Origin of the sequence: Novosphingobium aquiterrae, assembly GCF_042434435.1 — a bacterium.
Taxonomy (GTDB): domain Bacteria; phylum Pseudomonadota; class Alphaproteobacteria; order Sphingomonadales; family Sphingomonadaceae; genus Novosphingobium; species Novosphingobium aquiterrae.
In genome coordinates, this window is record NZ_JBHLTL010000006.1 from 719,563 (window position 1) to 732,349 (window position 12,787).

The window sequence follows — 12,787 nt, forward strand, 5'->3', positions numbered from 1 at the left end:
CGACCGCCTTTTTTCGCGTCATAGCCGTTGTGCCGCGCGAACATCAATTGCCGACAGCACGTGGGCTGCAGATCGTCAGGGGTGCGGCGCCTGCCCCCGCCTGTCAGGCGGCGGCCGGGCAGTAGCGTTGCAGGTAGTCGCCGTGACTGGGCATGTGCTGGACGACGTGGCGGACCGACTGCTCGATCTCGTCGATCTCGTGGGTGAAGTCGGCACCGGACAAGGCATCGGCCATCGGGTTGTGCCCGCCCATGGCGATACCCTGGCCCATCATTACCGCGGCCCAGCTGGTTTCGGTGAACAGCTCATCCTCTTCGCGGAAGATCTGGCCGTTGAGGCGGAACAGTTCGACCTTCTCGGTCAGGCTGTCGGGCACCGCCATGGTCCGGCAGTGGTTCCAGAACGGCGTGTCGTCGCGGCTGGTGGCATTGTAGTGCAGGATCAGGAAATCGCGGATCCGGGCATATTCCTTGGCCGTAAGCCGATTGAAGGCATCTTCCTGAACCTGGGTGATCCCGTCGAGCGAAAGCAGCGAAATCAGCTTGTTGATCCCGGTGTTGATCAGGTGGATCGAGGTTGATTCAAGCGGTTCCATGAACCCCGCAGACAAGCCCAGCGCGACGACGTTCTTGTTCCAGAACTTCTTGCGCCGTCCGGTGGTAAAGCGCAGGAGATTGGGATCGGCCTGGGGCTTGCCGGCGATGTTGCCGACCAGGATGTCGAGCGCCTCGTCATCGCCCATGAAATTGCTGCAATAGACGTGTCCGTTGCCGTTGCGGTGCTGCAGCGGCACTTGCCATTGCCACCCGGCACCGTGCGCGGTGGCGCGGGTATAGGGGGTAGGGCCGCTGCCGTCTTCGCGCAGGCAGGGCAGGGCGACCGCGCGGTCGCAGGGCAGAAAGTTGGTCCAGTCCTCATACCCGGTCTTCAGCGCCTGCTCGATCAGCAGCCCGCGAAAGCCCGAGCAATCGATGAACAGATCGCCGGGCTTCACGCTGCCATCCTCCAGCGTGACCGCGGTGACGAAGCCGGTTTCGCCGTCAAGCGCGACGTCGGTTATCCGCCCTTCGTGGCGCACCACGCCGCGCTGTTCGGCATAGCCGCGCAGGAACTTCGCATAGCGCCCGGCGTCGATGTGATAGGCATAGTTGACCGGGGGCAGGTCTTCGCGCCGGTAATCTTCGGTGCGGGCAAAGCGTCCGAAATGCGCCGCCATGGTTTCCACGTTGAACACCTGGATCGGACGCTTGTCGCCGCTCTCGCGCAATTTGTGCCAGACCTGATGAAAGGCCACCCCGCCCATGTGATAGCCATAGGCGCCGAAAGGGTGGATATAGCTGTCGCCCTGCTTGCCCCAGTTGACGAACTGGATGCCCAGCTTGAAGCTGCCTTGGACCGCGGCCATCATTGCGCGTTCGTCGATCCCGAGCAGCTGGTTGAACTCGACGAACGGCGGAATTGTCGCTTCGCCAACGCCGACAGTGCCGATAGTCTCAGATTCGATTACGATGATTGCCAGGTCGCGCCCCGCGCGAAGCCGCGACAACGCAGCAGCCGCCATCCAGCCGGCGGTACCTCCGCCCACGATCACGATCTTGTCGATGGCCATTGCGCGTATTCTCCCTGCCTTCGCGCATAGCAATTTTGCGCGGCTTGGCAAATTGTGAACGTTCAAATTGATTCTTGTGAACGATCACTTTTGAGGCTATGGCCGCAGAATAGACGGAGGGAATCAGCCCCCGCTGACAAGATCTGGGAGGATCGCCTTGGCCACTTCGAAGTCCTTTGGCTCGCCGCGTTTTGGGCGTTTTGCTGCACTTTCGACCACGTCCGGCCTGGTGCTGGCCGCCGCGCTGATGGCGCAGCCGGCCCTGGCGCAGACTGCGCCGGCAGCGGCGGATACGGCTGATGCGGGCAAACCCAAGCCAGTCGATACCGCCGAAGAATCGACCTCGAACGAGATTGTCGTCACCGGCTATCGCGCGTCGCTGCAGAACGCCCAGAACGTCAAGCGCCGTGCCGATACCTTTGTGGATGCGATCACCGCCGAAGACATCGGCGCGCTGCCGGATCGTTCGGTCGCCGAAGCGTTGCAGCGCGTACCCGGCGTCAATATCGGCCGGTTCGAGAAGCCCTCTGACCCGGATCGGTTTTCGGTCGAAGGCACTGGCGTCATCATCCGCGGCTTGCCCTATGTTCGTTCTGAACTGAACGGCCGCGACATCTTCTCGGCGAACGGCGGCATCGTTTTGTCGTTCAACGACGTTTCGCCCGAACTGCTCGGCCGCGTCGAAGTGTTCAAGAACGTCACCGCTGATATGATCGAAGGCTCGATTGCCGGCACGGTCAACCTTGTTACCCGCAAGCCGCTCGATCACTCGGGTACGCACATCTCCGGATCGGTCGAAGCCAACTATGGCGATTTGCGCAAGGAATGGTCGCCGACTTTCAACGTCCTCGGTTCAACCACGATCGAGACTGGTGGGGGCCGCTTCGGCTTGCAACTCGGTTATTCGAATTCGAAGCTGAAAAGCCGCACCGATGCCTCGCAGCTTGGTGACCCTTGCTATCGCGATCCGTCGTTGACCGGCGATTGTATTCGGGCAGTATATGTGAATTCGGGTGGCTTTGGGAACACTCCAAACTTCGATGCTTCCAACTTCCCGCCTGCTGGATCAGTCCTCGTACCGGAATATGCCGGGGTGCGTTCCACCACGCTCGATCGGAATCGCAACGCCTGGAACGGGACGTTGCAGTATGAGGATCCAACCGGCGATTTCGTGGCATCCTTTGAATGGTTGCGTTCGGAAACAAGCTTTGCGACCGAAGAGTATGCGCTCATCGGCAGGAGGGATGATCCCACGACTCCGGTTATCGAGGCGCGCGATGCGTGGCAGTATGATGCTTCTGGCAGATTCGTAAGCGGCGTTCTTACCCAGGGGGCTGGTAACGCATATGCTTCGCCATTCGGGCGGGGCGGTATTCCGGTCGATTCGCTGCGCTTCCTGCGCGATACCAAATCGGTCACGTCCGATTATTCGTTCGACGTCAAATGGAACGTCAGCGATCGCTTGCGCATCAATTTCGAGGCGCAGCGTGTCGAATCGGACCTTCGCCGCGATTCGGTGTTCGGCGCGATGAGTACCTGGGCCGATATCGACATAAATCTTGCCGGCAACACGCCGCAAATCCAGTTCCTTGCCCCTCCGGGTGCGCCGGCTGATTATTTCTCTTCGGGCTTCTACACCTATTACTGGTTCGGTCTCGACAGCCGCGAAAAGAACGATGGCAAGATGGACACGCTGCGCTTCGACGCGGAGTACGACATCGGCGAGGGCTTCTTCAAGAAGGCCCGCTTCGGCGCGCGCTGGTCGGATCGCGATCGCACCACGCGCAACACCGACTTCAGCACCTGGGGCAATCTCTCCGCACCGTGGGCCGGCCGGGCCGGCTGCGCGCCGTGGGGTAGCGGCCCGAATTGTCCGTTTGTACCAGGGCGGTTCTACACCGGGCTGCCGGGTCAGGATTTCGCGATAGCCGGAGGCGCCTATACCGACGACTTTCCTGCCTTCAGCCAGCTGCGCAATCCGTTTGGGAGCAATTTCCAGCGTGGGGCAGCACCCACGCCGATACCCAACGGGCAGGCCTGGTTCTATGGCGGCGATGATTTCCTCAAGGAATATCTGTCTGGCGTAACCGACGGGCAGTGGGACCAGATCACGGCATTTTCGCAGACCCCGAATGCTGGCAATCTTGGTGTCAATGGTCGCACCCGGCCGGATCCGCTTACCGGGGTTCCGGTGCCTTGCGACATCGAAGGCGTCTACTGCCCCAACGAGATTTCGACCGTCGGCGAGATTACCAAGTCTGCCTATGCGCGGGTCGACTTCGGCCACGATTTCGCCAATGGCTGGAACATCGTTGGCAATTTCGGATTGCGGTTCGTCCAGACCGAGGTTGCAAGTGGCGGGCGCATCGGCTTCCCCGATGCCGGCCAGTTCGACAGAGTTGCGAATGGCGGCAATGGTGATGGGGTTGTCCAGGTTTCCGAAATCAATTCCAATTGCGCCGGACCAGGCGTGCCTGGCCAAGTGCGCGGCTATTGCGATCTTTCGGCGGCCCGCAGAGCCGAATTCGCCGCGGCCTTCACCGGAGAAATCCTGAACGACAACCGCAAGATCCGCTTTGACCACTGGCTGCCGAGCTTCAACGCGAAGCTCGACGTTGGCGGCGGCCTGCTGTTCCGCGTTGCGGCGTCAAAGGGCATCTCGCGCCCTGATCTGCAGCTCTTCGCAGCGGGTGGCTTCATCGGTGACAATACAGCTGCGCTCAAGACGGCAGGCGCAAATGCGCTCGAAACTGGTCCGCTGTTCATCCTGAACACCGGCAACCGCAATTTGCGCCCGGTTACTTCGTGGAACTACGACCTTTCTGCTGAGTGGTACTTCAGCCGTGTAGGCTCGCTGACGGCCGCGGTGTTCTACAAGGACATCAAGGGAAGGGTCGACACCGGGTTTACCGATGTCGTCTACACCACCAATGGGACCCCGGTAGATGTTGTCGTCAAGGGGCCAGCGAACTCGCAGGACGGCAAGATCAAGGGTTTCGAGCTGGCTTACCAGCAAACCTATGATTTCCTGCCAGGCTTGCTTAGCGGTCTGGGTTCGCAGATCACCTATACCTATGTCGATGGGTCGGATCTGACCAACGCAAATCTGGCCAATCCTGGCGAGCCTTCGGTGACCACCGGTGGGCAGGAGCTGTTTGGCGGCTCGTTTGCTTTCCTGCAGCCACTTGCGGGTCTTTCTAAGCACACGATCAACGCCACGTTGTTCTACGAAAAGGGACCGCTCGCCATGCGCGCCGCCTATAACTGGCGTTCTGCGTTTCTGATTACACCACGTGATGACATTTATCCGTTTTCACCGATCTGGCAGGAAGCGAGCGGACAACTCGATGCCTCGATTTTCTATGCAGTGAACAAGCATGTGAAGCTCGGCGTTCAGGGCGTGAACCTGCTGGATGAAGTGACCCGGACGTCACAGGTCGTCGATTTTGCGGGAACCCGCTTCCCGCGCTCGGCCTTCCGAAACGACCGGCGCTATACCTTCCTGGCGCGCTTCACCTTCTGATCGGCATGGGCCGCCGGGAAACCCCCGGCGGCCGATGCCAGCCTACGGAGGCCCCATATGCTCCGCTGGATTGCTGGCCTCGGCGCAGTTCTTGCTGCTTTTCCAGCGATGGCCGCCGATCCCGCACCGCAATGGAAGCTGGTCTGGGCGGACGAGTTCGAAGGTAGCGAGCTCGACCGGACCAAATGGATTCCCGAACGATCCTGCTGGGGTGGGGGCAACAATGAACGGCAGTGCTACACCGATCGCTCGGTCAACGTCCGGGTCGCCGGCGGCCAGCTCCACCTGATCGCCCGCAAGGAGCGCTTTCGCGGGCCCGATCGCCCACCCGAGATCGCCGAACGGCCGAATCCCGACGTGACCCAGCACTATACCTCGGGCAAGGTCCGCACGCTGGGCCTGCACGCATGGAAGTACGGCAAGATCGAATTCCGCGCACGTCCGCCCAAGGGGCAGGGGACCTGGCCGGCAGTGTGGATGATGCCGTCCGAAAACGTTTACGGCGGCTGGCCGCTGTCGGGCGAGATCGATATACTCGAAGGCGTCAATCTTGGTGCCAAATGCCCGGAATGCCAAGGTAACGTCGGTGAAAACCGGATGAGCAGTGCCATGCATTTCGGCAAGGCGCCACCGGGCAACACCTATGTCGTGCAGCATGTCGCGCTGCCCGACCAGTCGCTTCCTTCGGACGATTTCCATGTCTGGACGCTGGAATGGGGCAAGGGGCTGCTGCGCTATTATCTTGACGGGCGGCTCTATTGGGAAGTGACCGCGGACAAGTGGTTTACCGCTTCGCGCAAAGCGAAGGGCAATCCCGCCGCGCCGTTCGACCAGCCGTTCTACCTGATGGCCAACCTGGCATTCGGCGGCAAACTTGCCGAAGAAAACAATGACAAGGGGATTGCGAAGCGATCGGTCCCGTCCGAATTGGCAATCGACTGGATCCGGGTCTATCAATGCGATCGCGATTCCGATACGGGGCTGGCATGCATGGGACCGCGCAAAGGGGCTGAGTGAACCATGGCGAGGCGCCGCCAGGCCGTCACCATCAAGCACGTTGCCAGTGACGCCGGGGTTTCGCTGCAGACCGTCAGCCGGGTCATCAACAACGAGCCCAACGTCCGCCCGGCGATGAAGGCGCGGGTCCAGGCCTCGATCGACAAGCTGGGCTATGTTCCCTCGATCGCCGCCCAGCGGATGAGCGGATCGCGTTCCTACCTGGTCATGGCGATCAACGATCGTGAGCGGACCATTGCCGATTGGCACGCCCGCCAGGGCAACGACTGGATCGACCAGATGCTGCTGGGCGGCATGCTGAAATGCGCCGAATACGGCTATCGCATGATCTTCGAACTGGTCGACACGCATAGCGACCATGTCGAGCGCGAACTGGGGGCGACCATCGCCGCCTTGCAGCCCGACGGCGTTATCCTGACCCCACCGCATTCGGAAAATGCGCAGATCACCGAAATGCTGGAGCGGCACGGCGTCCCCTTTGCGCGGATCGGATCGACAGCGCCGGGCGCGGGCTATGCCATGACCATGGGGGATGAAGGCTCAGCCCGGCTCGCAGCAGAACACTTGATCGAACTTGGACATCAACGGATCGGCTTTATCGGCGGGTCGGACGAATACACGATCTCTGCCTGGCGTCAGCAGGGCTGGGCCCAGGCGATGGCGGCGGCCGGACTCGACTGTGAAGGCCTGTGCGCACCGGGTGATTTCAGTTATGCCAGCGGCGTGCGCGCGGCCAAAGCTCTGCTCGATGCCGCCGTGCCGCCCACCGCGATCATCGCCTGCAACGATCAGATGGCCCTGGCCGCGCTCGACACCGCGGTTGCCCGCGGGCTGAATGTGCCGGACGACCTGTCGCTGATCAGCTTTGACAATTCACCCGTCACCCGTTTCACCATTCCGCAATTGACCGCCGTCGATCAGCCGATCGCGGCGACTTTTGCGATGGCGGTTGAATTGCTGATCGGCACCAGAGGCGAAACGGGGCCGGACGCCCCTGTCGTCGTTCCGGGAACGCTCGTCATAAGGGGCAGCACGGCACCGCCGCGCGGCGATGCCCGCGGTTGACGCCCCTGCTCCGCGCCAGTCTGCGCGGTTTCTGTACCTCTATGCCCTGGCGGCCTGTGGCGGGTCGGCGGCCTATGTTCCCTTCCTGACGATCCTCTTGCCGCTGCGCGTCGCCGAAATTGCGCCGGGCGGAAGTCTGCATTTGATGGCCCGGATCGCCTTCGCGGGCGCCATCGCCGCCAGCCTGGGCAACATCGTTTTCGGCTGGGCAAGTGATCGCTCGCAACGGCGCGCGCCGTGGATCGCAGCCGGTCTGGTGCTGTCGTGCCTGCTGCTGGCGGCGATGCCCTCGGCACCAGGTGGCGGGTGGCTGATTTGCCTGATCGTCGCCTGGCAGCTGGCGCTCAACCTTATGCTTGGGCCGTTGGCAGCCTGGGCAGGTGACACCGTTCCGGATAGCCAGAAGGGACTGCTGGGCGGCCTGCTTGCCCTGGCTCCGGCTGCCGGTGCCTTGTCGGGCGCTCTGGTGACCTGGCAGGGCCTGGTCACGGCAGAGCACCGCCCGGTCTGGCTGGCCGGAATCGTCGCAGCCATGGTTGCACCTCTGCTGGTGTTGGGTCGACCCCGGCCGATGCCGCAGCTAATGGCGCCGCGCGCGCTGGCCGATGTTGCAGCCCATGCTTCGCTGCGCGCGGTGTGGAAGATGTGGCTGGCGCGGCTACTGGTGCAGGTTTCCGAAGCATCGCTGTTCGCGTTCCTGCTGCTGTGGTTGCGGCAGCTTGACCCGGCCATTGCCGAACACCGCGTCGCGGCGCTGTTTACGGCCGTTCTGGCGGCAGCAGTCGTCGTAGCACTGTCGGTCGGGCGCTGGTCGGATCGGCATGATAGACCAATCGAACCGCTGGCCGCCTGCGCGGCGATTGCCGCATCCGGCTTGCTGATCATGACCCTGTCCCGGTCGATCGCACCCGCGCTGATCGGCTATGTCGTCTTCGGGCTGAGCAGCAGCGTCTTCCTGGCGCTGCATTCCACCCAGACGCTGCGCGTGCTGCCGCAGCCGCAGCACCGCGGGCGTGATCTGGGGCTGTTCAACCTCACCAATACCGGACCATCGCTGATCATGCCGTGGCTGGTGCTGGCCCTGGTGCCGCGTTACGGCTTTCCGGCCCTGTTCATCGTGCTTACCGTTCTGGCCGCATCGGCAGCGATCATCCTGGCGCTTATGGCGCGCGCGGGCAGGGCGACGAAGTTCCCGGAACCAGCGTGACGCTGCGCAGCGTTGCCGTGAAGCCGGCCGGTGCCTCGATCCGGAACGGGCCGCCCACCGCATCGAACTTTGCACCGCTTGCTGCCAGGCAGCGCAGCGGCACCCGGGTCTGGACCGCCTGACCGGTGGCAGATGCGGCCAGATAGGGATCAAGCGCGATCCTCCCGCCGCCCATGGCCAGCGTCAGCGTACCCTTGCCGCGCCGGTCGATCCGCCAATCGATAAGCAGATCCTTGCCAATCGACAGCGCTGAGGTCAGGTCGATAGCAGGCCCTTCGACCGCCAGGGCAGAGGGGCTGGACCAGCTGAACTGCCGGGCATCTTCCTGTGCGCCAAGATCGACGGCGCGCGAAGTGATCGCGCCGTCCATGGTCAGGTGCCACGGGGTTGGCGCCTTGCCGCGCTGCATGAAAATGCTGGCGGCGGCCTGGGCATCGATCACCACGCGCGGATCGGCATTGACCGCACCAACGGCCTGCGGACGGGCATAGCTCAGGCCGTATCCCAACGGAAACAGCGGCGCTGTCACCGGTGAACGGGCATCGTCAGGCCAGGGAAAGGGCAGGCGTCCGGAAAAATCGCGGCGCGGCTTGCCGTCGAGGCCCGCGACGAGCACGTCCGCCACGCCGTTGCCCTGGGTGCCGGGCAGCCAGGCGGCAACAAAGGCATCGGCCTGGTTCAGCAGCGATCCGGCAAACAGCGGACGACCCGACAGAAGGACCACGACCACTGGCACGCCCTGAGCCTTGAGCCGCGCGACCAGCGCTTCCTGGTCGGGGCCCGGCTGGAAGGCCAGGTTGGCGATATCGCCTTCGAATTCGGCATAGGGTTTCTCGCCCAGGATGACCACCGCCACATCGGGGCGCTGCATGGTCGATCCATCGGCAGCGACAGTTGCCTGGCCGCCACTGGCGCGGACGGCGCCGGCGATTGCCTGGCCGACGGTCTGCCCGTTGGGGAAATCGGCGGCGGTGGTGTCGACGCCTTGCCAGGTCACCGTCCAGCCGCCGGCCTGCATCGCCATGTTGTCTGCGCCGGATCCGGCGACCAGCACCTTTGCGCCTGGCTTCAGCGGCAGCACGCCGCCGTTGTTCTTGAGCAGGACCAGCGATTTCGCCACGACTTCGCGCGCCAGATCGAGATGCGCCTTGGCGCCGACCTGAGCGGGGTCGAACCGGTTGACCGGGGCGTTGCCCAGCAGGCCCAGCTTGGCCTTGACCCGCAGCACCCGGCGCACCGCATCGTCGATCCGGGCCGTGGGTATGCGCCCGTCGCGCGCCGCGGCCAGGGTGGATTCGAACAACCCCTTCCAACTGTCCGGCGCCATCAGCAGGTCGATCCCGGCGTTGACCGCGGCAGGGCAATCGGTGGCCGAGCAGCCGGGCACCTGGCCGTGGCCGTTCCAGTCGCCAACCACCAGTCCGGCAAAGCCCATGCGCTGCTTCAATACGTCGGTCAGCAGTCCGCGGTTGCCGTGGTTCTTGACCCCGTTCCAGCTCGAAAAGCTGGCCATGACGGTCAGCGCCCCGGAGTCGATTGCGCTCACATAACCCTGGGCGTGCTTGGCGATCAGTTCCGCTTCGGGAATGCGGGCGTCGCCCTGGTCGCGCCCGTCCTGGGTGCCGCCATCGGCGATAAAGTGTTTGGCCGTCGCGGCCACATGGTTGCCGGGCACTGGTGCACCGCTTTGCAGGCGGCCCTGCAGGCCCAGCGTCATTGCCGCGCCCATTTGCGCCGCAAGTGCCGGGTCGGCGGAGAAGCCTTCGTAGGAGCGCCCCCAGCGCAGATCCTGCGGCACGGCCAGGGTCGGGGCGAAAGTCCATTCGATCCCGCTGCCGGCGATTTCCGCCGCGGCTGCTGCGCCGACGCGCTCGGCCAATTGCGGATCGTGGGTCGCGCCAAGACCGATGTTGTGCGGAAAGATCGTGGCGCCCGGCAGGTTGGAATGGCCGTGCACCGCATCGACGCCGAACAGGATCGGGATTCCGCTGCCGGCCTTGCGCGAGGCGTCGCGGAATTCGCCAACCATCCGCGCCCAGGTAGCCGCATCGGCGCGTTCGTTGCCATAGGGTCCGGAATTGCCGCCGGCCAGGATCGAACCCAGCGGATACGTCGCCAGATCAGCGGGCTTGATCGCGCTGATGTCAGCCTGGATCAGCTGGCCGATCTTTTGCTTCAGCGGCATGCGGGCGATCAGGTCCGAGATCATCGCTTCGGTGGCGGGACCGGTAATTGCCGAGGGACTTGCCGCCGCGGGCCAGGTCGCTGGATGGACCAGTGCACCGGCCGGAGGAGCGTCGACAAGGTCTGGCCTGCCGGTGGCCGAAGCGCAGCCCGCCAGCATCCATGCCAGTGCAAGTGCCCCGACCAGTCCTGCCGTGCTTCGCATCATTCCGTCTCCCGCCCGTTCGCTGTGAACGTTATCAAGCGATAGGTGACAAAGCCGCGCCGCAAATGCAAGCGCCAAGCGACGTGGATGCAGGTTTGCCACGGCAAGGCTGAAGGACAGGGTGGGCAGCGCGGGTGCGCCCGAGCGGGGTGGCTGTGCCAGCGCAGGCCAGCAAGCCCGCCTGAAATGCCCCGAATTCTGACTGATTGGTGCGCGACGCAGTGCGAAGGGCGCCTCGCTCTGCCCGCAAATTCCCTGTTATTGCTCATTTACAGGGAAATCTTGCATTTCTTGGCCTGGGATATCAGCGCAGCTGGGGTGAAAACCTGCGCATTTCTGTGAAATTCGGGAAAGATCCCGCCATTCAGAACAGAGAATTCCACAATGCAGAACAGGGAAATCGTACCGGCCTAACAGGGATTGGGCCCTGATTGGCAGGGAACTCGCAATCGTCTGACGTGCGAAAACGTCGTGTTTCGTGGGATTCTGTGACCGCACGTGGGATTTCGTTCGTTCAAAGTGGGATTACACCTCCTCAAGGCGGGATTGCTTTGTGCGAACCTGGGCCATCGCGGCAAGATTCGGGATGCCAGTTGGGCAAGCCGAGATGGTTCGCGCTTAAGCGGGATGGGCTCTGCCAGCGGACGGGACACATTTGGCCGTTGTGGGATGCGGTGACGCTTTTTGGTCACGCGACCCCCAAAAATAGGTCAGCGCGCTCGAAGGCCGAATCACGAAATCTCCAGTACGCTCAGAAGCCCACCTCACAGCGGGCGGCGTGAATGGGCATTACTTGGCGGAAGCACCGGATTTAAGTTTCTGGGGCAATATCTGTGACCGCAGGATTTTTGTTATTTATACCGAACGAGATGTTGTGGAGGATGGCGTGGGAGCCGCTGTAATGCGCTCAATCTGTTCGCGAGTCTGCAGCAGTCACGGCTAAGTGCCGCCGAGTCAGAAGGGGCTAAGAGGGGCATGAGAAGGCTCTGAGAAGCAGTATCGCTGCTTGGAGTGATGGGCTTGCCGCTAAAGTAATGACTTTTCTAATCTTCCTCCGGTCCGAAGTAGGAGGCAGATGTGAATCACGTCCAGGCTATCAAGTTTCGTCAGCAGATCGTCATGCGCGCACCGGGCTCGTTGAAACCGGCGCCGCGCAACGCGAGAACCCATTCGAAGAAGCAGGTCCGGCAGATCGCAAACTCGATCGAGCGGTTCGGGTTTACCAACCCGGTGCTCGTCGACGAGACCGGATCGATCCTCGCCGGTCACGGCCGGATTGCCGCAGCCAAACTCCTCGGCCTGACCGAAGTGCCGGTGCTGTGTATCGGCGATCTCTCCCCGTCCGACCGCAAGGCTTACTTGCTCGCCGATAACAAGCTCGCACTCAACGCCGGCTGGGATCAGGAGGTGCTTGCGATCGAACTGCAGGAACTGATCGATGATAATTTCGATATCGATCTGACCGGTTTCCCGCTTGCCGAGATCGAAGCCATTCTCGACGGCGCAGCTGAAGCTGATCCGGCTGGAGCCGATCCGCTGCTCGATCAGGTGATCGAGCGATCCGGGCCGCCGGTGACGCGGCCTGGAGACATCTGGCTGCTTGGCCGCCACCGGCTGCTGTGCGGGGACGCACGTTCGGCCGAGGACTATGCCGCGCTGATGGCAGGTGAGGCCGGCGGGATCGTGTTCACGGATCCGCCCTACAATGTGCCGATCGATGGTCACGTCTGCGGTCTTGGTCAAGTCCGGCACCGCGAGTTCGCGATGGCGTCGGGGGAGATGAGCTCGGGTCAGTTCACCGAGTTCCTGGCGCGCACTCTCGCCAACATGATCCAGCATGTGCGGCAGGGAGCCATTCTCTACGTTTGCATGTGTCCCCCGTCAGCACCAATGGCGCAGATTTGAGGTTGTGATTTAAGGAGGATTGGGGCTTCGTCGTAGTGACGAAGGAACGAAGATGAAGCCCCAATCCTCCTT

The 12,787-nt window shown here is 62.8% G+C and carries 7 protein-coding genes; 5 read left to right on the forward strand and 2 right to left on the reverse strand.

Going from position 1 to position 12,787, the window contains the following annotated elements:
* Window positions 1–103 precede the first annotated feature (103 nt).
* A complete protein-coding gene (locus ACFFF7_RS13340) occupies window positions 104–1,609 on the reverse strand; it encodes a tryptophan halogenase family protein (protein ID WP_379481833.1) in 1,506 nt (501 codons plus the stop codon).
* A gap of 157 nt (window positions 1,610–1,766) precedes the next feature.
* Between ACFFF7_RS13340 and ACFFF7_RS13345 the strand changes: the two genes are divergently transcribed.
* From ACFFF7_RS13345 to ACFFF7_RS13365, 4 genes are read left to right on the forward strand one after another with little or no spacing between them, the layout of a single operon-like run.
* A complete protein-coding gene (locus ACFFF7_RS13345) occupies window positions 1,767–5,132 on the forward strand; it encodes a TonB-dependent receptor (RefSeq protein ID WP_379481834.1) in 3,366 nt (1,121 codons plus the stop codon).
* Between the two features lie 57 nt (window positions 5,133–5,189).
* Window positions 5,190–6,149 (forward strand): glycoside hydrolase family 16 protein, encoded by a 960-nt coding sequence (locus ACFFF7_RS13350; RefSeq protein ID WP_379481835.1) that lies wholly within the window; start codon window positions 5,190–5,192, stop codon window positions 6,147–6,149.
* Window positions 6,150–6,152: 3 nt separating this feature from the next.
* Window positions 6,153–7,214 carry a LacI family DNA-binding transcriptional regulator gene (locus tag ACFFF7_RS13360; protein WP_446686290.1) on the forward strand — a complete coding sequence of 354 codons (1,062 nt, stop codon included), beginning with the start codon at window positions 6,153–6,155 and terminating at the stop codon, window positions 7,212–7,214.
* Window positions 7,201–8,421 carry an MFS transporter gene (locus tag ACFFF7_RS13365; RefSeq protein WP_379481836.1) on the forward strand — a complete coding sequence of 407 codons (1,221 nt, stop codon included), beginning with the start codon at window positions 7,201–7,203 and terminating at the stop codon, window positions 8,419–8,421. The genes ACFFF7_RS13360 and ACFFF7_RS13365 overlap by 14 nt, the downstream gene beginning before the upstream one ends.
* On the opposite strand, the gene ACFFF7_RS13370 is transcribed toward ACFFF7_RS13365, so the two are convergent.
* Window positions 8,375–10,813: a glycoside hydrolase family 3 protein gene (locus ACFFF7_RS13370; protein ID WP_379481837.1), complete on the reverse strand. Its 2,439-nt coding sequence runs from the start codon at window positions 10,811–10,813 to the stop codon at window positions 8,375–8,377. The two genes, ACFFF7_RS13365 and ACFFF7_RS13370, sit on opposite strands and share 47 nt — an antisense overlap.
* Window positions 10,814–11,887: 1,074 nt before the next feature.
* Between ACFFF7_RS13370 and ACFFF7_RS13375 the strand changes: the two genes are divergently transcribed.
* Window positions 11,888–12,715 carry a ParB N-terminal domain-containing protein gene (locus ACFFF7_RS13375; protein ID WP_379481838.1) on the forward strand — a complete coding sequence of 276 codons (828 nt, stop codon included), beginning with the start codon at window positions 11,888–11,890 and terminating at the stop codon, window positions 12,713–12,715.
* Window positions 12,716–12,787 lie beyond the last annotated feature (72 nt).

Excerpts from the sequence above, each read along its gene's own strand:
- ACFFF7_RS13340 (WP_379481833.1), bottom strand. The coding sequence starts at position 1,609 with ATGGCCATCGACAAGATCGTGATCGTGGGCGGAGGTACCGCCGGCTGG.
- ACFFF7_RS13350 (WP_379481835.1), top strand. The coding sequence starts at position 5,190 with ATGCTCCGCTGGATTGCTGGCCTCGGCGCAGTTCTTGCTGCTTTTCCA.
- ACFFF7_RS13360 (WP_446686290.1), top strand. The coding sequence starts at position 6,153 with ATGGCGAGGCGCCGCCAGGCCGTCACCATCAAGCACGTTGCCAGTGAC.
- ACFFF7_RS13365 (WP_379481836.1), top strand. The coding sequence starts at position 7,201 with ATGCCCGCGGTTGACGCCCCTGCTCCGCGCCAGTCTGCGCGGTTTCTG.
- ACFFF7_RS13370 (WP_379481837.1), bottom strand. The coding sequence starts at position 10,813 with ATGATGCGAAGCACGGCAGGACTGGTCGGGGCACTTGCACTGGCATGG.